Source organism: Saccharothrix sp. DSM 118769 (genome assembly GCF_052936295.1).
This window is the reverse complement of sequence record NZ_CP193627.1, coordinates 5,523,659-5,549,517: the sequence shown is the minus strand read 5'-3', so window position 1 is coordinate 5,549,517 and position 25,859 is coordinate 5,523,659. Positions and strand designations below refer to the sequence as shown.

The 25,859-nt window shown below is 71.6% G+C and carries 12 protein-coding genes and 7 pseudogenes; 13 read left to right on the top strand and 6 right to left on the bottom strand.

Going from position 1 to position 25,859, the window contains the following annotated elements; translation table 11 throughout:
• Positions 1-80: 80 nt before the first annotated feature.
• The 7 genes and pseudogenes from ACRAKJ_RS23735 (at position 81) to ACRAKJ_RS23705 (ending at position 14,898) form a co-directional block, all read left to right on the top strand.
• Positions 81-1,628, top strand: a complete 1,548-nt coding sequence (locus ACRAKJ_RS23735; protein WP_438922631.1) for an FAD-binding protein — start codon at positions 81-83, stop codon at positions 1,626-1,628.
• Positions 1,625-3,211 carry a carboxyl transferase domain-containing protein gene (locus tag ACRAKJ_RS23730; RefSeq protein ID WP_438922632.1) on the top strand — a complete coding sequence of 529 codons (1,587 nt, stop codon included), beginning with the start codon at positions 1,625-1,627 and terminating at the stop codon, positions 3,209-3,211. Before ACRAKJ_RS23735 ends, ACRAKJ_RS23730 begins: the two co-directional genes overlap by 4 nt.
• Positions 3,208-3,411: an acyl-CoA carboxylase epsilon subunit gene (locus tag ACRAKJ_RS23725; protein WP_438922633.1), complete on the top strand. Its 204-nt coding sequence runs from the start codon at positions 3,208-3,210 to the stop codon at positions 3,409-3,411. Before ACRAKJ_RS23730 ends, ACRAKJ_RS23725 begins: the two co-directional genes overlap by 4 nt.
• Before the next feature lie 129 nt (positions 3,412-3,540).
• Positions 3,541-4,416: an MmyB family transcriptional regulator gene (locus ACRAKJ_RS23720; RefSeq protein WP_438922634.1), complete on the top strand. Its 876-nt coding sequence runs from the start codon at positions 3,541-3,543 to the stop codon at positions 4,414-4,416.
• A gap of 162 nt (positions 4,417-4,578) precedes the next feature.
• Positions 4,579-5,685: pseudogene (locus ACRAKJ_RS23715) on the top strand (S1 family peptidase); the annotation flags it as partial.
• A gap of 88 nt (positions 5,686-5,773) precedes the next feature.
• Positions 5,774-14,632: a LamG-like jellyroll fold domain-containing protein gene (locus ACRAKJ_RS23710; RefSeq protein ID WP_438922635.1), complete on the top strand. Its 8,859-nt coding sequence runs from the start codon at positions 5,774-5,776 to the stop codon at positions 14,630-14,632.
• A gap of 20 nt (positions 14,633-14,652) precedes the next feature.
• Positions 14,653-14,898, top strand: a complete 246-nt coding sequence (locus ACRAKJ_RS23705; RefSeq protein ID WP_438922636.1) for a hypothetical protein — start codon at positions 14,653-14,655, stop codon at positions 14,896-14,898.
• A gap of 781 nt (positions 14,899-15,679) precedes the next feature.
• On the opposite strand, the pseudogene ACRAKJ_RS23700 reads toward ACRAKJ_RS23705, so the two are convergent.
• A pseudogene (locus ACRAKJ_RS23700) lies at positions 15,680-15,913 on the bottom strand (hypothetical protein); the annotation flags it as partial.
• A gap of 183 nt (positions 15,914-16,096) precedes the next feature.
• Between ACRAKJ_RS23700 and ACRAKJ_RS23695 the strand changes: the two are divergent.
• The 3 genes and pseudogenes from ACRAKJ_RS23695 (at position 16,097) to ACRAKJ_RS23685 (ending at position 18,089) form a co-directional block, all read left to right on the top strand.
• Positions 16,097-16,816, top strand: a complete 720-nt coding sequence (locus ACRAKJ_RS23695; RefSeq protein ID WP_438922637.1) for a hypothetical protein — start codon at positions 16,097-16,099, stop codon at positions 16,814-16,816.
• Between the two features lie 123 nt (positions 16,817-16,939).
• Positions 16,940-17,431 (top strand): annotated as a pseudogene (locus ACRAKJ_RS23690) (winged helix-turn-helix domain-containing protein); the annotation flags it as partial.
• Positions 17,432-17,654: 223 nt separating this feature from the next.
• The gene (locus tag ACRAKJ_RS23685; protein ID WP_438922645.1) at positions 17,655-18,089 is read left to right on the top strand and encodes a hypothetical protein; all 435 of its coding nucleotides are present in this window, start codon (positions 17,655-17,657) and stop codon (positions 18,087-18,089) included.
• Between the two features lie 125 nt (positions 18,090-18,214).
• Here ACRAKJ_RS23685 and ACRAKJ_RS23680 read toward each other — a convergent pair.
• From ACRAKJ_RS23680 to ACRAKJ_RS23670, 3 genes and pseudogenes are all read right to left on the bottom strand, one after another.
• Positions 18,215-18,349: pseudogene (locus tag ACRAKJ_RS23680) on the bottom strand (helix-turn-helix domain-containing protein); the annotation flags it as partial.
• Positions 18,350-18,427: 78 nt separating this feature from the next.
• A complete protein-coding gene (locus ACRAKJ_RS23675; RefSeq protein ID WP_438922638.1) occupies positions 18,428-20,650 on the bottom strand; it encodes an NACHT domain-containing protein in 2,223 nt (740 codons plus the stop codon).
• 511 nt (positions 20,651-21,161) lie between these two features.
• Positions 21,162-21,815 (bottom strand): WHG domain-containing protein, encoded by a 654-nt coding sequence (locus ACRAKJ_RS23670; protein WP_438922639.1) that lies wholly within the window; start codon positions 21,813-21,815, stop codon positions 21,162-21,164.
• Positions 21,816-21,909: 94 nt separating this feature from the next.
• Between ACRAKJ_RS23670 and ACRAKJ_RS23665 the strand changes: the two genes are divergently transcribed.
• Positions 21,910-23,469 (top strand): DHA2 family efflux MFS transporter permease subunit, encoded by a 1,560-nt coding sequence (locus ACRAKJ_RS23665; protein ID WP_438922640.1) that lies wholly within the window; start codon positions 21,910-21,912, stop codon positions 23,467-23,469.
• A gap of 40 nt (positions 23,470-23,509) precedes the next feature.
• Here the strand turns inward: ACRAKJ_RS23665 and ACRAKJ_RS23660 are convergent.
• A pseudogene (locus ACRAKJ_RS23660) lies at positions 23,510-24,074 on the bottom strand (amidase); the annotation flags it as partial.
• A 266-nt stretch (positions 24,075-24,340) separates the two neighbouring features.
• Here ACRAKJ_RS23660 and ACRAKJ_RS23655 point away from each other — a divergent pair.
• Together ACRAKJ_RS23655 and ACRAKJ_RS23650 are read left to right on the top strand one after the other, a co-directional pair.
• Positions 24,341-24,643 (top strand): annotated as a pseudogene (locus tag ACRAKJ_RS23655) (hypothetical protein); the annotation flags it as partial.
• A gap of 230 nt (positions 24,644-24,873) precedes the next feature.
• Positions 24,874-24,990 (top strand): annotated as a pseudogene (locus tag ACRAKJ_RS23650) (IS630 family transposase); the annotation flags it as partial.
• Between the two features lie 122 nt (positions 24,991-25,112).
• Here the strand turns inward: ACRAKJ_RS23650 and ACRAKJ_RS23645 are convergent.
• The gene (locus ACRAKJ_RS23645; RefSeq protein WP_438922641.1) at positions 25,113-25,859 is read right to left on the bottom strand and encodes an NAD(P)-binding domain-containing protein; all 747 of its coding nucleotides are present in this window, start codon (positions 25,857-25,859) and stop codon (positions 25,113-25,115) included.

Sequence of the window (25,859 nt, the reverse complement as noted above, 5' to 3'; positions counted from 1 at the left end):
GACCGCGCCGGACCGGGGTGGGAGGGCCCCGGGCCGGCGGGTGGGGAATCGAACACGCAGCACGACAAAGGGGGAAGACGATGACCGAGACGATGTCCGAGGTGTCGATGCCGGACTCCGCCGGACGGCGCGGGACCACGGTCAAGCCGGGGGACCCGCGCTACGGCGAACTCGTCACCGGCATGAACCAGAGATGGGTGGCCCGACCGGACTACATCCGGCTCGTGACCACCCCGGCCCAGGTGGTCGACGCGGTCCAGGAGGCGGTCACCGCCGGCAAGAGGGTCACCGTCCGCGGGGGAGGGCACTGCTACGAGGACTTCGTGTCCAGCCCGGACGTGGAGGTCATCATCGACCTCCAGAACATGAACAAGGTCTACTGGGACGACCGCCGCGGCGCCTACGCGGTGGAAGCCGGCGCCATCCTGCTGGACGTCTACGAGCACCTGTACCTGGCTCACGGTGTCGTGCTGCCCGCCGGGTTCTGCTACTCGGTCGGGGTGGGCGGGCACATCGCGGGTGGCGGCTTCGGCCTGCTGAGTCGCCGCAACGGCCTCACCGTCGACCACCTCTACGCCGTCGAGGTCGTCGTCGTGGACCGGCACGGGCGCACGAGGCTCGTGGTCGCCACCCGCGAGCCGGGCGACCCGAACCGCGAGCTGTGGTGGGCGCACACCGGTGGCGGTGGCGGCAACTTCGGGGTCGTCACCCGCTACTGGTTCCGCTCGCCCGGCCGCTCGGGCGACGACCCCGCGACCGCACTGCCCAAGCCGCCCGCCGAGGTGCTGCTCAGCTCGGTCTCGCTGCCCTGGGACCGGGTGACCCAGGCGGACTTCGCCCGGCTCGTCGGCAACCACGGCGCGTGGTACGAGGCGAACAGCGCGCCCGACTCGCCCGCCGCCACGCTCGCGGGCTACCTGATCCTGAACCACCGGGCGAGCGGCGCCATCACGCTCATCACCCAGTCGGACGCCACCGTGCCCGGCGCCGAGCGGCTGCACGCCGACTACCTGACCGCGCTGCTGACCGGGGTGAGCGCGGCGGGCGCCGTCCCCGTGCCGCGGCGGCTGCCGTGGCTGCGGACGACGCGCATGCTGGGCACCAGCGTCTCCACGCTGACCAACACCACGTTGCGCGGCGACCACAAGTCGGCGTGCCTGCTGCGGCGCTTCCCCGACGAGCAGGTCGCCACCCTGCACAAGTACCTGACCACGACGGACTACACCAACCGCAACGCCCAGGTGGTGCTGCACCCGTACGGCGGGAAGATCGCGGCCGTCGCACCGGACGCGACCGCGAGCGCGCACCGCGGGACGATCTTCAAGATGCTCCTCCAGACGTTCTGGACGGAGCCTTCGGGCGACGCGGAGAACCTGGCCTGGACGAGGGCGCTCTACGGCGAGCTGTTCGCGGCCACCGGCGGCGTGCCCGTGCCGGACGACGTCACCGACGGGTGCTACGTGAACTACCCGGACAGCGACATCGGCGACCCGGCGTTCAACACGTCCGGCGTGCCGTGGAGCCACCTGTACTACAAGGACAACTACCCGCGGCTGCGCAGGGTGAAGTCCCGCTGGGACCCGCGGAACGTGTTCCACCACGCCCAGTCCGTCGAGCTGCCGTCATGACCGTGCGATCGGTGCGGCATGAGGAGGCCCCGGCGACGTCGCTGCGCGGACGGGCCGAGGAGCTGGCCCGGCTCAAGGAGCGCATCGCCCGCGGTGACGCCTCGGCGACCGCGCGGCAGCACGCCAAGGGCAAGCTCACCGCGCGTCAACGGCTCCGCCTGCTGTTCGACGAGGGAACGTTCACCGAGGTCGAGCCGTTCCGCAGGCACCGGGCGACCGGCTTCGGCCTGGAGGCCAACCGGCCGCACACCGACGGCGTCATCACGGGGTGGGGCCTGGTGGACGGACGCCGGGTGTTCGCCTACGCCCACGACTTCCGGCTCTTCGGCGGCGCGCTCGGCGAGAGCCACGCGGAGAAGATCCACAAGGTCATGGACCTCGCCGAGCTCGCCGGCGTGCCGGTCGTCGGGCTCTGCGACGGGGCGGGCGCCCGCATCCAGGAGGGGGTGACAGCCCTCGCCGGGTACGGCGGGATCTTCGCCCGCAACGTCCGCAACTCCGGGGTGATCCCGCAGATCAGCGTGGTGCTCGGGCCGTGCGCGGGCGGCGCGGCCTACAGCCCGGCGCTGACCGACTTCGTGTTCATGGTCCGCGGCACCTCGCAGATGTTCATCACGGGCCCGGACGTGGTGCGCACCGTCACCGGCGAGGACATCAGCCACGACGCGCTCGGGGGCGCGGACGCGCACGGCGTGCATTCCGGCGTGGCCGGGTTCGTGCACGACGACGAGGAGAGCTGCCTGGTCGACGTCCGCTACCTGCTGTCCCTGCTGCCCGCCAACAACCGGGAGGCGCCGCCCGAGCGCCTGTCCACCGACCCGGCCGACCGGCGTACCGAACGGCTGTTCGACATCGTGCCGGCCGACCCCCAGCGCGCCTACGACATGCGTGCCGTCATCGCCGAGATCGTCGACGACGGCGAGTTCCTGGAGGTCCACGACCGGTGGGGCGCCAACGTCGTGTGCGCGCTGGCCAGGCTCGACGGCCACGTCCTCGGGGTGGTCGCGAACCAGCCCGCGTCGCTGGCGGGCGTCCTGGACATCGCCGCGTCGGAGAAGGCCGCCCGGTTCGTCCAGGTGTGCGACGCGTTCAACATCCCCCTGGTCACGCTGGTGGACGTGCCCGGTTTCCTGCCGGGCACGGCGCAGGAGCACGGCGGCATCATCCGGCACGGCGCCAAGCTGCTGTACGCCTACTGCAACGCCACGGTGCCGAGGGTCCAGGTCGTGCTGCGCAAGGCCTACGGCGGCGCGTACATCGTGATGGACTCGCGGTCCATCGGCGCGGACCTGTCGTTCGCCTGGCCCGGGAACGAGATCGCGGTGATGGGTCCGGAGGCGGCCGCGAACGTGATCTTCCGGCGGGAGATCGCGGAGGCCGACGACCCGGCCGCCGTCCGCGCCCGGCTGGTCGAGGAGTACCGGTCCCAGCTGGTGCACCCGTACTACGCGGCCGAGCGCGGCCTGGTCGACGACGTGATCGACCCGGCCGAGACCCGGCTCCGGCTGGTCGACGCCCTGGCCACGCTGCGCGCCAAGCACGTCGTACTGCCCAGCCGCAAGCACGGGAACCCGCCGCAATGAGGGAGGAACCGTCGATCCGGCTGGTGCGCGGCGAGCCGAGCCCCGAGGAGTTGGCCGCGGTGGTCGTCGCCGTGCTCGCCCTGGCGGACCGCGCCGTGCCACCACCGCCGCGGCGGGCCGCGACCTGGTGGCGCACACCCCGCTTCGCGGCGGGTGGGCCCGCCGGCGCCGGGCCGGCCTGGCGGACGGAGGTGGGCTGAACGAGGCACGCGAAACTTCCTCATGTCGAGGACACGTCACCCGGGTGACAGAGCAGGAGGACCCGCATGCGACGTCATACCGTCCGTGAACTGCGTCCCGATCGCCTCCGGCGGCGCATAATCGGGAGTATGAGCAGTCAGCTGCATCAACACTTGACGCTCGGCGAGTTCCTCAGGGCGAAGCGCGCGGCGCTCTCACCGGCGAACGCCGGCGTGGACGACCCGGGGCGGTTCCGGCGGGTGCCGGGCCTGCGCCGCGAGGAGGTGGCGCAACTCGCCGGCGTCAGCGTCGACTACTACACCCGGCTGGAGCAGGGCCGGATGACGCAAGCTTCCGACTCGGTGCTGCTGGGCATCGCGCGGGCGTTGATGATGACCGCGGAGGAGCGGCGGTACCTGTACTCAATCGTGAAAGGTCGGACCGTCGAGGAACCGGCGTCCGAGCAGACCACGATCTCCGCCGAGACCCAGGTGCTGCTCGACAACATGCGCCACACGCCGGCGATCGTGCTGGGCCTGCGGATGGACGTGCTCGGCTGGAACGACCTGGGTGCGGCGCTGTTCGTCGATTTCGCCGAGCTGGAGCCCGGCAACCGCAACCTCGCGCGGATGATCTTCCTCGAACCCCGCATCCGCAACCTCTACGTCCACTGGGACGTGGTGGCCCGCAGCTTCGTCGCGAAGCTGCGGATGGACGCCACCCGCTACCCGCACGACCCCGCGCTCGGCGAGCTGGTCCACGAGCTCAGCGCGCTCGACCCCGATTTCCGGCGCTGGTGGAACAGCCACGACGTCCAGGGCGTGACCTACGGCCGCAAGCAGGTCAGGCACCCGGTCGGTGGTGACCTGGACCTGCAGTGGCAGGCGTTGCAGGTCGTCTCGCGGCCGGAGCAGACCATCGTGGTGCACACCGCGCCGCCGGGTTCCGCGACTTGGCACGGGTTCGAGCTGATGGCCAAGTGGTGGGAGGAGAACAAGGGCGCGGTCTCGTACGGCAGGTCGTAGCGGGCGGTCGGTGGCGCACCCGCTCCCCGGACGCCGGCGGTCGCCCGGTGCAGCCAACGCCGGTCGTAGCCTTCGACGGGGTGTTCGCGGGCTACGGACGAGTCGTGCCGCACCAGCCGGAGCGGGGCCTGCGCGCCGAACTCCCCGCCGAGGCAGTCGTGCAGGGCGTCGTTGCAGTGGAGGAGCGGTGGCTCGCTGATCACCAGCACCCCGGTGGGGGCAGCCTGGCATTGTCCTCGAAACGAACAAGCGGAGAACGTGCAACTGCGCATCGGGAGCAAGAATCACTCGACAGGGGGATCGCTGGTCAACGCCGCCCGATTCGTACGGCATCCCGACGGCTCGTCGAGCAGCAATGACATCGCGCTGATCAAGCTGAGCAGTGCCGTATCGGCCACACCCGTCCCGCTGTCGCGCCGAGAGGGCAAGACCGGCGACGAAACGCGGATCACGGGCTGGGGCAGGATGTGCGACAACCAGTGCGCGACCCCCTGTCCGGTGATCCTCAGGGAAGCCGACACCCGGATCGCGAATGACTCCGCGTGCGGGAAGTTAGGCATCAAACCCGGTAACGAACCGTGCATCGGGCGTCCCGGTGAGGACGCCGGGGCCTGCGCCGGGGACTCCGGTGGCCCGTCCGCCAGGCGGACCGGGGTGCGCTGGGTTCTCGACGGTGCACTCAGCCGAGGCGATTTCCCGTGCCGGCCGCCACCCTGGTCCAGACCGACCGGGGTGGCGGCCCGGTCCGCAACGCCGGGCCGGGGTCGGCGCCCGGTCGACCGGATCGGCCCGGGCGGCGCCCCGTTCCCGGTGCAGGTCCACGTGGTCCGGATCGATGGCCGGCAGGCAGCCGATGTCACGCCAGGTGATCGTGGTCCCGGTCGGGGCCAGTGCCCGGCGCAGGTCGGGCAGGTAGGTGCGCAGCACCGGGCGCGCCCGGTCGGGTGCCTGCCCGCCCCAGGCCCGGTCGATCAGCCGGTCCGCCGGCATCCCCCGGCTGACCTCGGTCAACAGCACCGCTTTCGGCCGGGCGTGCCCGACCGGCAGCGGCGTGTCGCCTTACCGGACCACCAGGTTGCCCGGCGCACCGGCCGCGCCTCGCGGTGTCGCGCCCCGTTCGCCGTTCGCCGTTCGCCACGATTGCCGTGCACCGAACGTGACGAGGTGGTACACCGCAGAGCGGGTGGTGCCGAACGAGCCCGCCGACACCACCCCCCGCAAGATGACGTACGTCACTGCACCCGCCCATGGTCAGGAACCGCCCCATAAGTGAGGATTCCGCAGGATTCGGGAGGGCGCGGGACCCTCGAGGTTCGACTTGGGGGGCGTCGTGCGCTCAGTTCGTCGTGTCCGCGGCGTGGCCGCCGCGATCACGCTGGCCATGGTGGCGTCGTTGACGTCACCGGTCGGCCAGGTCGCCGGGGCGGCGCCCGCCGCGGGGGAGATCCCGCAGCAGGAGTGGGGCACGGCGGCCGGTCGCAGCCACGAGGTGCCCGCCCGCACCCCCGCCACCGGCCAGAACACCGGTGAGCCGGTCGCAGCCCCGGCACCGGGCGCCCTGCCGCCGGACGTCCCGTTCCCCGACCCGGTCCTGGCGGAGCCGACGCCGGCACCCGCGACGGACGTGCGGGTCGGCGAGGGCACCGCCCAACCGGTGGCGACCGCGCAGGGCGACCGCCGCGAGCTGGTCAACCGCCGCACGCGCGACGCCCAGGTGTTCCGCAACCCCGACGGCACCGAGACGCTGCGGGTGTTCCAGGGCCGCAAGTTCTTCTCGCGCAACGGCCTGTGGTTCCCGGTCGACTCGTCGTTGACGCGCGACGGGGCGTCGTGGCGCACCAAGGCGGACTCGGTGCACAAGCGGTTCGCCGAGCGCGCGGACGCACCCGAAGTCGTGTCGCTGGAGCTGGGGCCGGGGGTGTCGGTCGGCTACGGCGTCCAGGACGTCGAGGGCGCGACCGCGCGGGTCGACGGCTCGATCGCCACCTACGACGACATCCGCCCGGGCGTGGACCTGGAGGTGGAGGCGACCGCCGGCGGCATCAAGGAGAACCTGGTGCTGGCGTCGGCCGACGCACCGACCGAGTGGAGCTTCCCGCTGCGGCTCGACGGGGTGACCGCGTCCCTGGACAACGGCGCGGTGCAGCTCAAGGACGCCTCGGGCGTGGTGCGGGCGGTGATCCCGCCGGGGTTCATGGAGGACTCGGCGGTCGACCCGCGTTCGGGTGAGGGCGTGCGGTCGTGGGGCGTGACCTACCGGCTGGACGGCGACGTGCTGCGCGTCGGCCTGGACCGGTCGTGGTTGGCCGATCCGGCGCGCGTGTTCCCGGTCAAGGTCGACCCCAGCGTGGTGGACCGCTCCACCGACGGCACGACGTTCGTGCAGGCCCCTTACCACAACGACTACTCCGGTGACCCCAACTTCAGCGTGGGCACCTTCGACGGTGGCACCAACAAGGCCAACGCGTTCCTGAAGTTCGACTCGGTGAGCTGGGCGTTGGCCGGGCAGTACGTCCTGGGCGCGAACCTGTACCTCTACAACACCTACTCCTACTCCTGCGAAGCGCGCACGGTGTGGGTGCACGAGGTCACGCAGCCCTGGAGCGTGTCGGGCAACAAGTCCTGGCCGGGTCCGTCGTTCGGCGGCGCGCTGAGCAGCAAGAGCTTCGCCTCCGGCCGCACCGGCTGCGACCCGGGCGGCAAGTGGCAGAAGATCGAGCTGGGCGACTACGGGCGCGCCGTGGTGCACGGGTGGACGCACGGCGCGGCCAACCACGGGTTGACGGTCCGCGCCTCCGACGCCGACAACTACGGCTGGAAGAAGTTCGCCGGGCGCAACAGCGGCAACCCGCCGTACCTGGAGGTCACCTACAACCCGTACTGGGCCACCTACCAGGTCGGGTCGATGACCACCCCGGTGATGTTCGACCGCGACGGCAAGATGCAGGTCACCGTCACCAACCACGGCCGCGACACGTGGACGCCGGGCAGCAACCACAAGCTCAGCTACCGGTTGTGGAACAGCGCGGGCACGGAGCTGGGCACCGTCTCGCAGACCTCGATGCCGCACGACGTGCGACCGGGGGAGTCCGCCGCCGTGCTGGCCACGATCGGCAGGCTCAACCCCGGCACCTACACGCTGCGCTTCGACATGGACCACTACGGCACCACCAAGTACAGCTCGACCGGTGTGCCCATGTCGCAAGAGGTGAAGTTCACCATCTCCAACACCATCCCGGTGTTGACCGGCATGTCGCCGCCGAGCAACTACGTCACCGAGGTGCTCACCCCGACCCTGGCGCTGACCGGCCGGGACCCGGACAACCACCCCGGTCACGGCCTGGCCCACCTGTTCAAGATCTGCGACGCGGGCGGCGACAACCTCCAGAACTGCACCGAGTCCACCTGGGACCCCTCGCCCACGTGGCGGGTCCCCGAGGGCAAGCTGACCTGGGGCAAGTCCTACGCCTGGTACGGGTCGGTCGGCGACTGGGGCAGCAACAGCCCGTGGAGCCAGCCGTCGTTCCTCACCGCGCAGGCCCCGCAGCCCGCGATCACCAGCCACCTGGGTGCCTCGTCGGCCTCGCCGGGCGGCGCCGTCGACCCCGGCGTGGGCAACTACACCACCACGGCCACCGATGCCGCCGTGCCCGCGGTCGGCCCGCCGCTGTCGGTGGTGCGCAGCTACAACAGCCTCGACCCGCGCCGGGGTTCCGCGTTCGGCGCCGGCTGGTCGACCCGCTGGGACACCGCGATCACCCCGGACACCGACGGCTCGGGCAACCTCGTGGTCACCTACCCCGAGGGCTACCAGGTCCGCTTCGGCAAGCGCCCCGACGGCACCTACGCCCCGCCCGCGGGCCGCTTCGCCACCCTCGTGGCCGTGCCGGGCGGCGGCTGGAAGCTGACCACCAAGGGCCACGTCAACTACGCCTTCGACGCCGGCGGCAAGCTCACCTCGATCAGCGACGACTCCGGCCGCAACCAGGCGCTGACCTACGAGACCGGCCGGCTGGCCACGGCCACCGACACCGTCTCCGGCCGCAGCCTGGCCTTCACCTGGACCGGCGGCCACGTCACCCGGGTCACCACCGGCCCGGACCCGGCGCTGTCGTGGGACTACACCTACACCGGTGACCAGCTGACCAAGGTCTGCGACCCCAGCGGCGCCTGCACGACCTACGACTACAGCGACATGGTGCACTACCGCAGCACCGTGCTCGACGGGAACCCGTCCGGGTACTGGCGGCTGTACGAGGCGTCGGGCACCGTCGCGGACAACCGCGCCCCCATCGGCGGCCCGCAGGCCAACGGCACCTACACCAACGTCACCCTGGGCGCGCCCGGCGCGATCCCCGGCTCCGGCATCACCTCCGGCAGCTTCAACGGCACCTCCTACCTCAAGCTGCCGAACAACGCCATCGGTACCAAGGCGGCGCTGACCGCCGAGCTGTGGTTCAAGACCGGCTCCACCGCAGGCGGCGTGCTGCTGGGCACCAGTTCCACCGCCCAGCCCCCGGCCACCCCGTCCGGTCCGTCCATGCCGATCCTCTACGTCGGCACCGACGGCAAGCTCCACGGCCACTTCTGGAACAGCAACGTCACCGGCATCGTCACCCCGACGGCGGTCAACGACGACAAGTGGCACCACGTGGTGCTCTCCGCCAACGTGGACCGCCAGACCCTCTACCTGGACGGGTCGGTGGTCGGTACGCAGACCGGCCAGATCACCCAGAGCAACCCGCTGACCTGGGTCGGCGCCGGCCCGGTCAACAACGCCGCCTGGCCCGCCCGCCCGGCCGACGACTGGGGCCGCTTCACCGGCCAGATCTCCGAGGTCGCGATCTACGACCGCCCCCTGAGCACCGCGACGGTCGTCGAGCACTGGAACGCGCGCGCCCTCACCAAGGTGCTGGCCAAGGTCACCCTGCCCGGTGGCCGCGTCGCCGCCCGGATCGGCTACAACCGGGCGGGCGACCGGGTCGCCACGCACACCGACCACAACGGCGGCGTGTGGAACGTCGCCTCGTTGGCGCTGTCCTCCAAGACCTCGGCCAGTGTCGCCGTGGCGAACCCGGACGACCAGACCACGACCCACTACTACGACCCCAGCCGCAACGGGCGCCTGACCAGCACCAAGAACCCGTTGGGTCACACGGTCGAGTACTCCTACGACACCGGCGGGTTCGTCAGCGCGGTCACCGGCGAGGACGGCGTGGACATCCGCTACGCCAACGACGCCCGCGGCAACGTCCTGACCAAGACCCTGTGCGACATCTCCACGTGCTCACCGGGCTCCACGATGACCCGGACGAGCTACTACGACTACTACCTCAACACCGCGGACCCGCTCGACCCGCGCAACGACCGCGTCACCGAGGAACGGGACGCGCGGTCCGCGAACCGCGACGACGACACCTACCTCAAGACCTTCTCCTACACCGCGTCCGGCGAACTGGCGGGCACCACGCTGCCCGGCGGCGGCGACACCGACCGCCGCTCCACCTCCCGGGCCTACACCACCGGTGCGGAACCGGCTGTCGACGGCGGCACGATGCCCGCCGGGCTGCTGCTCACCGAGACCGACGCGGGCGGGGGAGTGACCCGCCACGCCTACGACGGCAAGGGCGACCGGCGCGAGAGCACCGACCCGGCCGGGCTGCGCACCACCCGGCGGTACGACGGCCTCGGCCGGATGACCGGCAGCACGGTCCACTCCGCCACCGTCCCCGGTGGCGCCGCCACCAGCTACACCTACGACAGCCTGTCCCGGCCGCTCGTGCGCACCGAACCGCGGACGACCAACGCCGTCACCGGTACGCCTCACCAGAGGCGCACCACCAACACCTACAACCCCGACGGCACCCTCGCCTCGGTCAAGGTCGACGACGCGACCCTCAACGACCCGGGCCGCACCACCAGCCACACCTACGACGCCTTCGGCCGGGTCGCCACCACCACCGACCCCGCCAACGCCGTGACCACCACCGAGCACGACGGCTTCGGGCAGCCCACCCGCAAGGTCGACGCGGCGGGCAACGAGTTCACCTACACCTACACCACCGGCCGGCACCAGCTCGCCACCACCACCGTCAAGGGCTTCACCGGTGACGGCGGCGCAGCGCGCGACATCGTGGTGCAGTCGCTGGCCTACGACCCCAAGGGCCGGGTCGTCGAACGCACCGACGCCATGGGCCGCACCACCGCCTACACGTACGAGGCGTACGGCATCGACACCGAGACCCTGCTCGGCTACCGCGACCCGGAGACCGGCGTGGTCTCGGACATCCCGCTGGTCGACCGCACGTACGACGAGGCCGGCAACCTCATCCGCTACTACCGGCGCGACGCCGCCTACTACACCGGCTACTCCATCGACCGCGCCGGGCGCGTCGGGAACCGGTACGACATCGACTGGGCCTGCCGGCGCTGCGACCAGGAACCGGCCAACACGTACCGCTTCCAGTACTACCGGTACGACGCCAACGACAACGTCACCTCCACGTGGGTCACGGACATCGACGACGCCCAGGTCTTCGAGAAGACCGACTTCACCCACGACCCCGTGGGGCGCGAGCTCACGCGTGCCGTCCACACGGGTTCCGGCACGCTGGTCACCACCACGACCCGCGACGAGCTGGGTCTGCCGCTGACCGTCACGGACCCCCGCGGCACCGGCCACACCACGACCTTCGGCTACGACGCCGCGGGACGACAGGTCACCCGCAGCGGTCCGGCCGTGCAGGTCGAGTCCGCCGGGCAGGCGCCGACCACCGCCTCACCCGTCGACAAGACCGGGTACAACACCTTCGGCGAGGTCGTCGACCAGCTCGACCCGCTGGGCAACGTCACCCGCACCGCGTACGACGGCGTCGGGCGCCCCCTCGGCGTGACCCTGCCCGACTACACCCCGCCCGGGTCCGACCAGCCGATCAGCGCCACGACCGGCATCACCTACGACGGCCTCGGCCGGATCACCAGCACCACCGACGCGCTGGGCGCCCGCACCGACTTCGAGTACGACCAGCTCGGCAACCAGGTGCGCCGGACCGACCCGCTGCTGCCCGGCCGGTCGCAGCGCGGCGTGTGGACCAACACCCACGACCCGGTGGGCGAGCTGCTGTCCACCACCGACCCGAACGGCGCGCAGACCTCCGCCACCTACGACAAGCTGGGCAACAAGATCACGTCCACGGTCGTCGAGCGGCACCCCGGCCCGACGCGCAACCTCACCACCCGCCTGATCCCCGACCTGTTCGGCCGGGTGGCGGCGGTCATCACGCCCGACAACCGGCGCACCGACCTCGAGTACAACGACCGGGACGACCTCACCTGGACGTCGGACGCGTTCGGCAACCAGACGTCCTCGGACCACGACCTGGCCGGCCGGCTCGTCAGCACCACCGACGCGACCGGCGCGAAGAGCGTCGCGACCTACGACCAGGCCGGTCGGATGACCTCGACGTCGGACCTCGACCCGGCGGGCGCGGTGCTGCGCAGCCGGTCGTTCGGCTACGACGCCGCGGGCAACCGCACCAGCGCCACCGACAGCCTGGGCAAGACGACCACCTGGACCTACGACGCCCAGGACCGGCTGCGCTCGGTCACCCGCCCCGGCGGCATCACCACCGGCTACGGCTACGACGTCGCGGGCAACCTCACCCGGGTCACCGACGGCAACGGCAACACCACCACCTACACGGTCAACACGTGGGGCCTGCCGGAGTCGACGATCGAGCCGGCGACCGCGCAGAGCCCGAACGCCGCGGACCGCAGGTTCACCCAGTCCTACGACGCCGCGGGCAGGCCGGCGGTGTTGGGCAAGCCGGGCGGCGTGAGCATCACCACCAGCTACGACCCGCTGGGCAACCCGACCGGGCAGACCGGCGCGGGCGCGTCGGTGGCCACCTCCGACCGGGTCTTCGGCTACGACCTCACCGGCCGGATGACCTCGGCGAGCACGCCCACCGGCACGAACACCTACACCTACGACGACCGCGGCAACCTGGTCAACGCCACCGGTCCGTCGGGTGCCTCGTCGTTCACCTACGACAACGACAACAACCTGGCGACCACCTCCACCGCCGCGGGCACCACGACCTACGGCTACGACGCGGCGGGCCGCTTCACCTCGGCCCGGGACCCGATCACCGGCGCCACGGCCACCTACAGCCTCGACGAGCTCGGCCGCACCACCACCATCGGCTACGGCGCGAACGCCTCGACCCGCGCGTTCACCTACGACCCGCTGGGCCGCCTCGCCACCGACACCACCGCCGCGCCGGGCGGCGCGTCGACCGCGTCGACCACCTACACCTTCGACACCGAGGACCGGCTGACCGGCAAGACCACCACCGGCCTGGCCGGCGCCGGCGCCAACACCTACGGCTACGACGACGCCGGCCGCCTGACCAGGTGGACCACCGGCTCGACCACGACCGAGTACGGCTGGGACGGCGCCGGCAACCTGACCCGCGACGGCCCCGCCACCGCCACCTACGACGAGCGCAACCAGCTCCTCACCCGAGGCGACACCACCTACGGCTACACCGCGCGCGGCACCCTGGCCTCGCGCACCACCGCGGGCACGACCACCACCCCGGCGTTCAACGCCTACGACGAACTGGTCACCGACGGCGGCACCACCAACACCTACGACGCCTTCGGCCGCCTGATCGGCACCGGCAACCAGAACCTGGCCTACCAGGGCGTGGGCCAGGCGATCACCTCCGCCGGGACCGAGCTCTACAGCCACACCCCCGACGGCACGCCGCTGGGCGTCAAGCAGGGCACCACCACCGCGGTCGCCGTGACCGACCAGCACACCGACCTCGTCGGCGTGGTCGACCCGGCCAGCGGCGCGGTCACCGGTTCACGCACCTACAGCCCCTTCGGCGCGGTCAAGGCATCGTCCGGCACCCGGCCCGGCCTGGGCTTCCAGCACCAGTGGACCGACCCGACCAGCGGTAACGTCAACATGGGCGCGCGCTGGTACCAGCCGGGCACCGGCACCTTCGCCAGCCGCGACACCGCCGCCCTGGACCCCACCGACCTGAGCACCGCCAACCGCCACGCCTACACCCCGGCCAACCCCCTCGGGTACACCGACCCCACCGGCAACACCCCGGCTTGCCTGGCCGGCCTCGCGGGCGGCCCGGTCTCCCCGTTCCTGGTCGGCGGCTGCTTCCTCGCCGCCGGCGCGATCCTCGCCACGGCGCACTACCTCGCCACCCACCCGCCGTCGGTGGCCATGCCGGACGTCTCCGTGCCGGACATCTCCTTCGGCAACAGGACCACCACCGGCACGACCACCACCGGCACGACCACCGCACCGCGCCCGCAGCGCAACGACTGGGGCACGGGCCGCGGCCCCGACGGCGGCAAGGTCCGCTTCCGGATTCCCGACCCCTCCAACGGCAAGTCGTCGAACTCGCCGAAGCAACAGGGACAGCAGAACTCCAACTACGGCCACTGGAACGCCGACAGCGGCGGAATCGACGGCGGCGGCTACTGGGGCGGCGACCAGTACGGCGACCCGACGGGCAGCCAGAGCCAGCAGGCGGCGCAGGCGGCCCAGGTGCTGCTCAACGCCCTGACCCCGGCCGCGCGGCCGGAGCTCCAGCAGAGCGTCGCCCCCAGCGTCCAGGCGATGATCGACGCCGCCAACAGCCTGCCGACCATCGACCTCGGGGTGCTCAACGCCGGTGGTGCGGCAGGAGGCGAGGCGTTCCAGCCGGACCAGGCCGGGGCCGGGTCGACCATCGGCGGTCTGCCGACCCAGCTGCACTACACCAACAACTGCATGGTCGGCGGGTTCGCCCAGGTGGGCGTGTTCGGCGGGATCGTCCGCGGCGCCCAGGTGTGGGAGCGGGACGACTGCGGCGAGGACGACGACATCGAGCAGTTCATCAGGAACGCCAACGCCCCGGAGAAGAACAAGTGGACCGGTTCCGGCCGTGCCTTGAGCAAGAAGCTGGGTCGGGCGGGTGAGCGTGGCAACTGGATGAAGCACCGACCGTTGAAGACCGACGAGAAGGGGTACAACTCCGCCGGTGCGAACTTCCTGGGGAAGCTGTTCGCGCACCCCGGTGCCCGACGCACGATCGAGTGGGGCCAGGGCAAGGACGCGGTCGCCAAGGGGTTGATCGCGTGGCGCCTGCCGGACGGGCGCGGTGCGCGCTGGGAACTCGATGGTACGTTCGTCGGGTTCGTGTAGCCGGTGAGGCGGTGGATGTCGTGACCAACGTCGTGTTCTCCGGGCGGGAGTTCGTGGTCTCCGCGGTCAGCAGTGTCGTCAACGACGAGGAGAGCTACGAGTTCGCCAGCGCTGACCGGGGGGTGTCACCGCCGCTCCTGGTCGTCGTGTTCTACAAGGACGACGACCCGACGCAGACGCTGTACGTGCGTGTTCACGGTGAAGTCGAGCTCGAACTGCTGGAGCAGATGATTTCCCACGCGAAGAAGGGCTTCGAGAAGGAGTGACCTCGCCACGGGCAAGCAGTCGTCCACGGGAGGGGATGCGGGCCTGACCGGTCAGGCCCGCAGGCGCCGGCCAGTGCTGCGGACTGGAACTCGTGCACGGCGGACACGTCGATGACGAGCTTGCGGTGCCGGATTTCGGCCTTGCCCTTGGTGGGGCTGAACTCCGGGGTGAAGTTGGAGTCCGCCGCGACGAACTTCCGCCGAGGACATCCGTGCCACGCGGCTCCACCGGTTGCTCGGGTGGCATCGTCCGGCTCGGGCGCACGGGCCGCAGCGGTCGGTGCGGTTGTCGCGGGCGAGCCGGGTACAACCACCAGGTGGGAGTGCGCCTCGCCAACTGGTGATCCTGATCCGTCCGCGCGTCGCCGTGAGGAGCGGACCGAAGCACCCGTCGGCGGTGGAAACGGGTTTACCCCGTCCCGGGTTCGCGCGATCATCTCCGGATGAGGTGGCTGAGGCGTCGGCGCCCTTGGTACGGCGACTGCCCGCAGTGCGGACACGACTGGCGCGAGCACATCGCTCCCGGGCCGTGCTCGGAGTGCCGGTACGAGATCGAGCACGAGGAGCCGAACGCCCCTGGTGGGGCATGCACGGCCCCCGCACCTCCGCCTTGAGCGGGACGGGGCAGGCATCGAACAACTCGATCTCGCCATCGGGTCCGTCGGAGTTGGTACGACAACGACAGGTCGTGATGCCCGCGTCTTCTGTGATGGCTGATCCGGGCGTGTTTGGCTTGTTCGTCGCCCGGTCGACCAGTGCAGGACGTGGTCAGCGCTGTGGGTCAGGTGGCGGCGAGACGGTTCCACAATCGGCGGATATCCTTGACGGACAACGGAATCAGCGAGCGGTCGGCTCCGGGTGTGGATCCCTTTTTGGTGATTTCACGAATGATCACCAGGAAGGCCGGGGCGGTCATGGGCAGTGTGATGCGCCGGTACCAGGCCTGGTAGCCGCGGACCTGGTAGTGGTCCAGCGCGGTCTCGTTCTTCGCGGTCTGGGAGCACTCCTCGACGGAAATAGGGTTCGGTGTCCGCTGTTCGCGTTCGAGTCGGTGACCGGCCGGGGGCGCCGGGATGTCCTCGGTTCTGCCGTCGGGTCGGGGATCGGGCAGCGGGGCACGCGGGGTCCGGGTGTTTCCTTGGTTCCGGTGCCGATGCGTCGGTCGATCGCCGTGGTTCGGCAAGATCAACTGTGTAGCGTGGGTTACGTGCGGGCGGCTCTGGGTGTTGTGGTCGTGTTGGCCTTGACGGTGGTCGGGGCGGCCTTGTGGGGCGGGCCGGTGGCACGCATGTGGAACCTCACCACGGCGCAGCCGTGCCCCGAGCAGGCTCCCGCGTCGGACTGCCTGGTGACGGTACGAGGCTGGGTCGTGTCGCGTTTCGACGACCGGGGCGACGCCCACGGCACGATCACGTTGAAGATCACCGGCGCTGCTGCGAACACCGGGTATGCCCAGGACGGCCAGGTGGACGCCTTCCTGGGCGTATCGAATGTGGAGCGGTTGGGTGTCGTCGGCGTCGGCGACGAGTTGTCGGTGACCTTGTTCGATTCCGGTGTCGTGGCGCTCACCGGGGAGGACGGGGCGGTCGTGGAGGCCCGGGTCGTGTTCGGCACGGCCTCCGAGGCGTGGTTCCGACTGCTCGCGGTGGGGGGTGCCGCGATCGTCGCCGTCGCCGGCGGGGGCGTCCTGTGGCGACGGGTGCGGGGCGGGAGAGCCGGCTGGATTCGCCGGGCCGTGGTGTGCGCGGTGCTCGGTGTCGTCGCGGGGGCGACAGTCGGTGCTGCGACGGCCGCACCGGGTGCCGTGTGGGTGGTGCCGACCATGTTCTCCGTTGCCGTGGTCCTGGGTCTGGCCGCGGCACTCGTGCGCCTGCCACGCGCCTGGAGGTCGGGTACGACTCCCACCGGATCAACGTAGGACGTGCCGGTGGACGCGGCCTGCCGGTGGTTTTTTGGGATCACGTGGTCGGGTGCAGGTTCGGGTCGTCGTCGGGCACGGTCCCGTCGTGGTCGAGGTAGGTGGTGAGCACGACGGGGCCACGGCGTTGACGTCATTGCCGGTCTGCGCGGGTGGAGCACCGTGCCGATCGTCGTGCTGTCCGCCCGCCCGGACTCCGCCGGCAAGGTCCGGGTCCTGGACGCCGGTGCCGACGACTGCACGACCAGGCCGTTCGGCATGGACGGGCTGCTCGCGCGCCTGCGTGCCGCGCTGCGGCGCGCGACTGTGCACGACACGCGCGAACCGGTCGTCCGCACCGCGTCGTTCATCGTCGACCTGGCCGTGGGGAGGATGTACCGCGAGAACGTCGAGGTGCACCCGACTCCCACCGAGTGGGGCGTGCCGGAAGTCCTCGCCCGCAGCGACGGCGAGCTCGCCCCCCGGAAGCGGTTGCTGCGTCAGGCCCGGGGCGAGCACTGCACCACCGAGACCCACTACCCGCGTGTCCACCTGGCCTGGCCGCGGCGCAAGCTCGACCCCGTTCCCTCCCGGCCTCGCCACCTGCTCACCGAACCCGGCAAGGGCCACCGCTTCGCACCCCGATGCCAGCACCGCGCCGGGAACCGACCAGCGGTGGCCGCCGCGGCGACGACCCGCAGCCGCAGGTCCACCGGCCGTCCCTCGCGGTCGGCCAGCGCCTGGGCGAGCAGCGATCCGGTGGTCGCGGTGTTGCGCGCACCGCCGTCACCCTTCCGACGCCTGTGGTGGGTGGGGCGGCCTCGTTACCGTGGCCCGACCCACTACCGGAGGTGCCGTCATGAGAACCAGATCCCGTGCCGCGTTGTTCGTGACGGTGTTGGCGGCGGTGGCGTGGTCGCTGGTGCCGGCCGCGCCAGCGGTCGCGGCGGCCGGCACCACGATCACCGGCCTCTCGGTCGAGACCTTCCCCGACGCGGCGAACGCGGTGTGGGTCGACGGCACCGCCACCTGCTCCACCACCACCGGTACCGCCACCGTCTTCGTGTGGGTCTCCCAGGAGTTCCCGGGTACCAGCCCCTGGGGGTTCGGCGGCACCAGTGTGTCGTGCGCGGACCAGCCCGCGCACTGGTCGGTGTACGTGCCGGTGTTGAGCTTGTGCACCTTTCCCGGCGGCCTCGGGTGCTTCCAACCCGACTCGATCGCCGACGCGGAGGCGCGGCTGAACAGGAACGGCGTGCGGGAGGCGATCCACAGCGGCGAGTTCCCGACCTGATCCCCGCGACACGTGACGGGACAAGCGGGCGTGCTATCAGGGGCATCCCTGCACGCGTGGAGAAGACCTCGGGCGTGCGTCCCGCCGCTTCGCCTCGTTGGAGACCAGGCGGCGGAACAACCGTCCGACATCGGCCCCGCCGGGCGCAACGCGTCCAGGCCGCCCTCGCGCCAGGTCCGGTGCCACTTCTCCACCTGCCGCACACCCGCCCGCAACTCCGCGGCGACCATCGCGGACTTCTCGCCCCGGGCGAACCGCTCACTCGTCAACGAGTACCGACATGCCGCATGACCAGCGGCCCGACTGGGCAACGGAGGCCGACAGGGGCGATGGGCGGCTTACCGCGTGGTACCCGCCAAGTGGTCCTGCAGGCGCGCGTGGCGGAACTGGTAGACGCCGCCCACCTGGCGCAGCACGCCCCGGGCGTGCGCGTCCGCCAGGAAGGTCATCACCCGCCAGGGCAACCGGCCGCGCAGCGGCAACCAGGTCCGGGCCAGCACCCACGGGCCCCACACGGTGAAGAAGAAGATCCAGACAGCCGACGCGCCGACCACGCTCGCCAAGGCGAACGCGATCCACCCGGCCGCGCCGGAGACCAAGCCGTACAGCACGCCGATCGTTGACAGGAAGCCGAGCCCGATCACGAGTGCGCTCCCGGCGCCGACCAGCACCCCGTGTGACACCGCGGTCCGGCGGTCGATGCGCAACAGACCGGGTGGGTTGACGGTCCTCGCGGGGTCGACCGGGACACTCAGGGTCCGGACGAACCCGATGAGGAACCGGATCGCGACGCCGATCACGACGGCGGCGATCACCCCGACGACCACACCGCCGTCGAGTCCGAGGAACACCGTCCCGGCGAGGCCGAAAATCACCCCTCCGACCGTGAAAACAGCCAGCCAGATCACCGCTCGACAGCCCTGGAGCCCGTCGGCGAAGGAGGCGAGCACATCGTCGACCGACCGCGGGAACCGCAGCCGCAGACGGGAAGGGGCGGGCGGCACCCGCGGTCCGCGACCCGGTCCGATGATCAGAGCCGCAGCCAGGGCGCTCACCGCGGTGAAGCTCAGTCCGCACAGCCACCAGAGGCGACGCGCCCCTGGTTCCCAGTCACCCAGCCATCCCAGCGCCCCGATGCACGCGAAGCCGGACGCCGAGATCACCAGTGCCGCCGCGAGCGCCCGCACCGCGGCCGGCACTGCGGACACCAGTTGCCACCAGGCGAAGTCGCGGGTCCCGAGGTCGTCGAGGTGTCGGGCCAGGAAGTGCAGCCAACGCTGGACGTCGCCCAACCGCGAGGAGCGGGTCTCGTCGTCCCCAGGCGTGCCGCGGGAGTAGGCGGCGGGGAAGAACTCGACGAACAGGTGGTCCTCGACCACCCGCCGGTAGGCGTCCACACCGGGCGTCGAGGGTCGGAATCCCAGCAGCAGAAGGGGGTCCGCCGTGGTGTCGGAGTACGCGGACCTGGCCAGCGCGACCATCAGCGGGTTGCCCAAGGTCCGCAGCAGCGCCTCACCCGCCGGGTCGCCCCTGTGGTCCCGCAACCGCTCCAGCACCGGGTCCCACTTGGTGCGGAACTCGCCCTTCCCGGACTTGCGGGTGCTCAGCGGCAGGTAACGCGCCAGGTCCTCGACGTCCAAGCTGGCCAACTCGACCACCGCGGCGGCGGTCAGCACGTCACCGGTCCCCACCGCGCGGGCGTACTCCCCATCACGGCTGGTGAGCAGCAGTGGGTCGTGCCGGCCCAGCCCGGCGTTGACGGCGGTGATCGCGTGGGCGCGCAGGTGCTCGCTGATCTCGTCGAAGCCGTCCAGCACCGGCATGACACGGCCGGTGGCCAGCAGTGACGCGGCGGCCGTGGTCCCGGAGCCGTCCCTGGCGGCAAGCACCGGGTGGTCGGTGAGCAACTGCTCCACCAGCCAGGTCCGCAACGGGACGGTGGTGGGGTCCCAAGACCCCAGCGAGAAGACCACGGGCACCGGTCCGTCGGCCGCGCGTCGTCGCCGCGCCAGTCGGACGAGCACGAAGCGCGAGGCCAGGACCGTCTTGCCCGCGCCCGCCTCACCGAGCACCACGAGCCGCCGGGACGGCACGGCGTCGAACACCTCGACGATCCGGTCACCGTGCCCGTCGAGGCGGACCGGCTCGGGCCGGTCGGGCGAGCCGTGGACGTTCTCCCAGTGGTCGGTCAGGCGCTCGTCGGCGTTGGTCCACCGCACGGGAAGCGGGAAGGGATCGTGCACTTGGCGGATGCGCTCCTCAGCCTCCAACTGGCCGCGCACCGACGTTGCCAGCACGTCCGCCATCCCGTCGAGCCACTCGTCCAGTTCACCGATCGGGCCGGCTCTCGTGCCCTGCCGCGCGGTCAGGGCGAGCGCGACAGCCGCCACGGGCAGGCCGACCATCGCCACGTACATGCTGACGACGCCGGCCAGCTTGTCGTTCGAGTCGACGTCGCCGGCGGCGACCCGCAGGGTGATCCAGACCAGGAGCGCGCAGAAAGACACGACGCCCAGCACCAGGACGATCCTCGTGCGAACTCGGGGACCGGGCGACCGCATGGGGTCATCATGCCGTCGTCACCGGCGTTTGCGGGTGAAGCCAGGCGACCCGGGTGGCATCGGCTGTTCGTACTCGCGCGCTCTCGGCGACCGGCCGACCGGTTCGGTCCCAAGCCGCTTCCGGTCTTCGTCCCCCGGATGGCGACGCCCTCCGGGGGACGAGCGGGCGCCTGCTGAGCCCTGGTGGCGTTGATCGAGCGGGGTGGCACCTGGACCAGCGGACCGTGGCCTCGTGGCGGTGTCGGAGTCGTTCGCGGACACGGCGGCGGTGGCCCGTGATCCACTCCGAAGTCCGCTCCACCACCTTTGTGGTGTTCACGCCGGTGTGGCGCTCGCGGCCTCGGACCTCCTTGCCGCCGCCCGCCCGGCCGTCGCACCGCGCGGTCGCGCGGCCTCGCCGTGGTCGACTCGCCGGACCTGGCTCGTCGACCCGATCCGGCCGGCCACTCGATCCGGTTCGGCGTGACCTGCCGGGCCTCGCCACCCGGCTTCGCCACCTGACGGGGGACGGTTACGGCGACGGGGTGATGCGCCCGAGGGAGAAGACCGTGCGCTCCAGCGTGTCGGACGGCGGCCAGGGGAAGTCCGGCAGGCTCGCGCGGAGCAGGACCCGCCCGTGCAGGGCGGTCCACAGCGCGACCGCGTCGCCGAACGGGTCGGTGCTGGTCGAGCGTCCGCTGCGCACGCAGGCTTCGAGGTTGTCGACGAGGACGTGGAAGGCGGCGAGCCCGGGGTCTTCGGCGCGGGCGTTTTCGGGCTTGAGGTGGGGTCGGTCGAAGAGCACGCGGTAGCGGGCGGGTTCGCGGGTGCCGAAGTCGACGTAGGCGGCACAGCCGGCGAGCAGCCCTTCGACCGGGTCGCCGTGGGCGGTGACGGCTGCTTTGACGTCCCCGTGCAGCTGGGCGATCGCTTCGAGGACCACCGCCTCCACGATGGCCTCCCGGTCGCTGAAGTGGGCGTAGATCGACGGCGTCGAGATGCCGACCTCGCGCGCCACGGAGCGCAGGGTGAGGGCCTGGTCGGTGCCGGCGCGCACGATCAGCGCGGTCGCGGCCCGGACGATGTCCTCGCGCAGCCGGAGGCCCTCGCCCCTGCGGTTGCGCGGGCGGGAGACCGGTCCTCCCTGGCCCGGGGAGTCGTCGCGTGCCGCGGGTGCCTTCGTCACGACCCTGACTTTACAGGTGTTAGCCGACTGTCGTAGCGTCTCGCCCCAAGACGGCTAACAGCTGTAAGTTTACAATCGTTAGGACAGTGTGGACATGCGTGTGGACACCACGATCGACCCGGGAGCGGGACACCCGCGACGTTGGTCCGCCCTGGCCGTGCTCTGCGCGGCGCTGGTGGTCACCACCCTCGACAACACGGTGCTCAACACCGCCCTGCCCGTGCTCGCCGACGCCCTGGGGGCCTCCACCGCCGACCTGCAGTGGATCAACAACGCCTACACGCTCGTCTTCGCCTCGCTGCTGATCCCCGCGGGCGGCCTGGGAGCCCGCTTCGGCCTGCGGCGAGCCCTGGTCGGCGGCCTGGTCGTGCTGGCCGCCGGATCGGCGGCCGCCGCCACGGCCGACTCCGCCGGCCAGCTCATCGCCTGGCGCGCGGTGATGGGCGTGGGCGCGGCGTTCGTGATGCCGGCCACCCTCTCGATCATCGTCGCGCTGTTCGGTCCCCGGGAACGGGGCCGGGCCATCGCCGTGTGGTCCGCGTCCGCGGGCATCGGCATCGTCCTGGGTCCCGTCGCCGGCGGCCTGCTGCTCGAACACCTCTCCTGGGGCAGCGTCTTCTACGCCAACGTCCCCCTGGTCGCCGCCGTGCTCGCCGCCACCCTGGCGCTCATCCCCTCCCTGCCCGGACGGCGCACCGGCCGCTTCGACGTGCTCGGCCCGCTGCTCTGCGCGGCGGGTCTCGCCGCGCTCGTCGACGTGATCGTGCGAGGCCCCGAACGCGGGTGGCTCACAGGGGCGTCACTGGCCGAGGCCGGGACCGCGGTCGTGCTCCTGGCCGCGTTCGTGTGGTGGGAGTTGCGCACCGCGCACCCGGTGGTCGACCTGCGCATGTTCACCCGCCGCACCTTCACCGTCGCCGGCGCCCTGCTCGCCGTCACCTCCTTCGCGTTGTTCGGCCTGCTGTTCGCCTACACCCAGTACCTGCAGCTGGTGCACGCCTTCAGCCCGCTCAAGGCCGGATCGGGGGCCTTGCCGTTCGCCGCGGCGATGGCCCTGGCCGCCGGTACGAGTGACCGCGTCGTCACCCGCCTGGGCACCAGGTGCACGGTCGCCGGGGGACTGGCCACCATGGCCGCCGGCCTGGGGTGCATGTCTTTCGCGACCACCACGACGTCCTTCTCCGCGCTCGCCCTCGGCATGGCCGTCATCGGCGCGGGCATGGGCCTCGTCATGGCCCCGGCCAGCACCGCGAGCATGGCGGCAGTACCCCGTGAGAGGGCACCGATGGCCTCCGCCATGAACAGCGTCGCCCGCGAGCTCGGCGGTGTGCTCGGCATCGCGGTCATCGGCACGGTCGTCTCCGCCGCCTACCGCGCCGAGCTGCTCGGCTCACTGCCCGCGGCACCCGCGAGCGCGACCGACGACCTGACCGCCGCCCACGCCGCGGCCGACACCCTCCCGCCCGATGCCGCGGCCGAGCTCGTCCACGCCTCCGACGAAGCCTTCACCCACGCCATGAACGCGGGCACGCTCCTCTGCGCCCTGCTCGCCCTGCTCGGCGCGCTCGCCGCCCTGGCCTGGCTGGACCGCCCCACGCCCGCCCGCCCGGCGGCCGGTGAAGCCGCCACCGCCGGTTCGTCCCGCCGGGGCTGATCCCCGCCAACGCCTGTCGCGGCCAACCGGCCGGTACGGCTCACCCGGGTGCTCGGAAGCCGCCGACCTCCTGCGCGCGAGCGGTTCGGCCGGCCGCAGCGGGGTGTGGTTCCCGAACACCGGACCGATGAGCTGTGCTCCGACCGGCAGGTCCGCAGAGGACCGGCCCGCGGGGGACCGGCCCGCGGGGACGGCGGTGGCGGGCAGGCCGGGCGTGGTGGTCAGGCCGGCCCGGACGAGCTGCTCGAAGCAGGGGTGATCGGGCATACCACGACGTCGAACTCGGCGAAGAGCTGCCGCCGGCCGTGGCGGTGGAGCTCGCGGCGGTTGTTCGCCTCCATCCGGTCGCGCGGGAAACGCGCAACGGAGCCCGAGATCAGCAACTGCCTGTAGAGCGTCGCGGCCTCGGTCGGATCGGGCAGCAGCGGACTGCGCCGTTCGACGCGGGCGCCGAGGACCAGGACCCGGAAGTCGCGGAGCCGCTCGTGGCGGGCGGGCGGCAGTGCCAAGTCGTGCGCCACGCCGAGCGTCAGCGCGTACCGCCCGGCCGTCACGTCGAGCAGGAGCGTGAGGTCGCGGGCGGTGCGCGCCATCGGAGGGGTTACACGGGTTTGGCGTACAGCGACGACGCGGTCGCGCGTGCCTCGTCATCTGGTTCGCACGGTGCGGAGGAACGGCTTCATGCAACGGCACGGGTTTCTCGGTCTGGTCAGCAAGCTGGTGGTGGGCCCGGCGCTCACACCTGCGGAGCTGGACTTCCTGGCCGTGACGCCTGCGTCGACGCCGGTGCCCGAGCACGTCGGCGCCACCGATGTGGAGCAGGTGCGCACCGTCACCGCCAGGCTGCACACGCTCGACCTCGCCCATGGCCCGCCGCGCCGCCGATCCCGCGATTCCGGTCACCCACCTGCTCGCGGAGATTCGGGAATAGGGCTACACCGGCAGTGCCAACCTGCTGGTCCGCTACCTCGACCAGGGCCGTGCCGAACCACCGCACCTGAGCAGTCTCACCAACGGTCTCGAGATCGACCGGTCCGCTGTGGACGCCGCCCTCACGCTGCCCCATCACAACGGCCGTACCGAAGGCGTTGACACCCGCACCAAAAGGATCATGAGACAGGTGCGCGGACGCGCCGGCTTCGACCTCCTCCGCCACCGCGTCCTCCTGCCCTGACGGGTACTCGGCGTCACCGCCGAATACGGAACAGAGCCACTCGTTCGACAGACCTCGCGCGGGGAAGACCACTTTTTGAGCTGCGACGTTACAGATCACTGCCCGCGTTTTCATCCGGTTCATCGCGGCCTCGAACCTTGACACAACGACGTTCCGCACGCCGCGTCCAGACCGCCTTACGCTCGTCGCAAGCGCAACTGCTCGGCGGGTTCGAGGCAGGCAGAGCGTGCTTCCACCTGCACTTCACCCCCACCTACTCCTCCTGGCTCAACCAGGTCGGGCGGTGGTTCGGCCTGCTCACCGACAAGCGACTACGCCGTACCACCCATGAATCCCCGCATGCCCTGGAGAACGACATCCGCGGCCGAGAGCTGTCACGTAACTCGGTGATGGGTCGTCGGGATGAATCGGGGATCATGATCGGGTGCGGGTGGTGGCCGAGCGCGGCGGTGACGCGGTTCGGAGCGGTTCAGGGGTAGATCAACCGGGCGACCTGCAGGAGGAAGTCGTTCCCCCGGCCGGTCGGGTCGTCGGCCATGAGTTCGGAGATCACGGTCATGGCCAGGTCCCGCCGCTTCGGCGCGCGGCCGGGAACGGCTGCCGCCAGTGCGGCGGACAGCTCGTCGCGCGGGAGGTCGGTGCAGTAGGCCGGCGCGCCGGGCTGCTGGCGCCACGAGTCCGCCAGGCTGCCGGCGTCGAAGCCGTCGAAGCCGGTGTCCTCGACCAGTGCCGTGCCCAGCGCCCGGTCGGCCTCCGCATCCGCGGCGACCGGGATCGCGATCCGACCGGGGGTGCCGGCAGCCGCGTGCTTGGTGGCGAACGAGCCCGAGAGGATGGCGTTCCACGCCTTGACGACGGGGCGGCCGAGCTGCTCTGCGACCCACAGGCTTTCGACCCGTCCCTCGTCGAGGGCGGTGATGCGGCCGTCGCGGAACGGGTAGTAGTTCGACGTGTCCAGCAGGACGGCGCCGGCCGGGAGGCCGTCGATGAGCGGCCGGATGTCCGGAATCCGGATGAGCGGGACGGACACGACAAGGGCCTCGACGTCGGTGACGACGTCGGAGGCCTCGACCGCCCGCCCGCCGGAGGCGGTCACCTCGGCCGGGATGGTCTCCGGGCCGCGGGAGTTGGCCACCTTCACCTCGTGTCCGGCCGCGCTGAGGCGCTGGGTCAGGGTGGCGCCGATGTTGCCGACGCCGAGGATGCCGATCTGCAT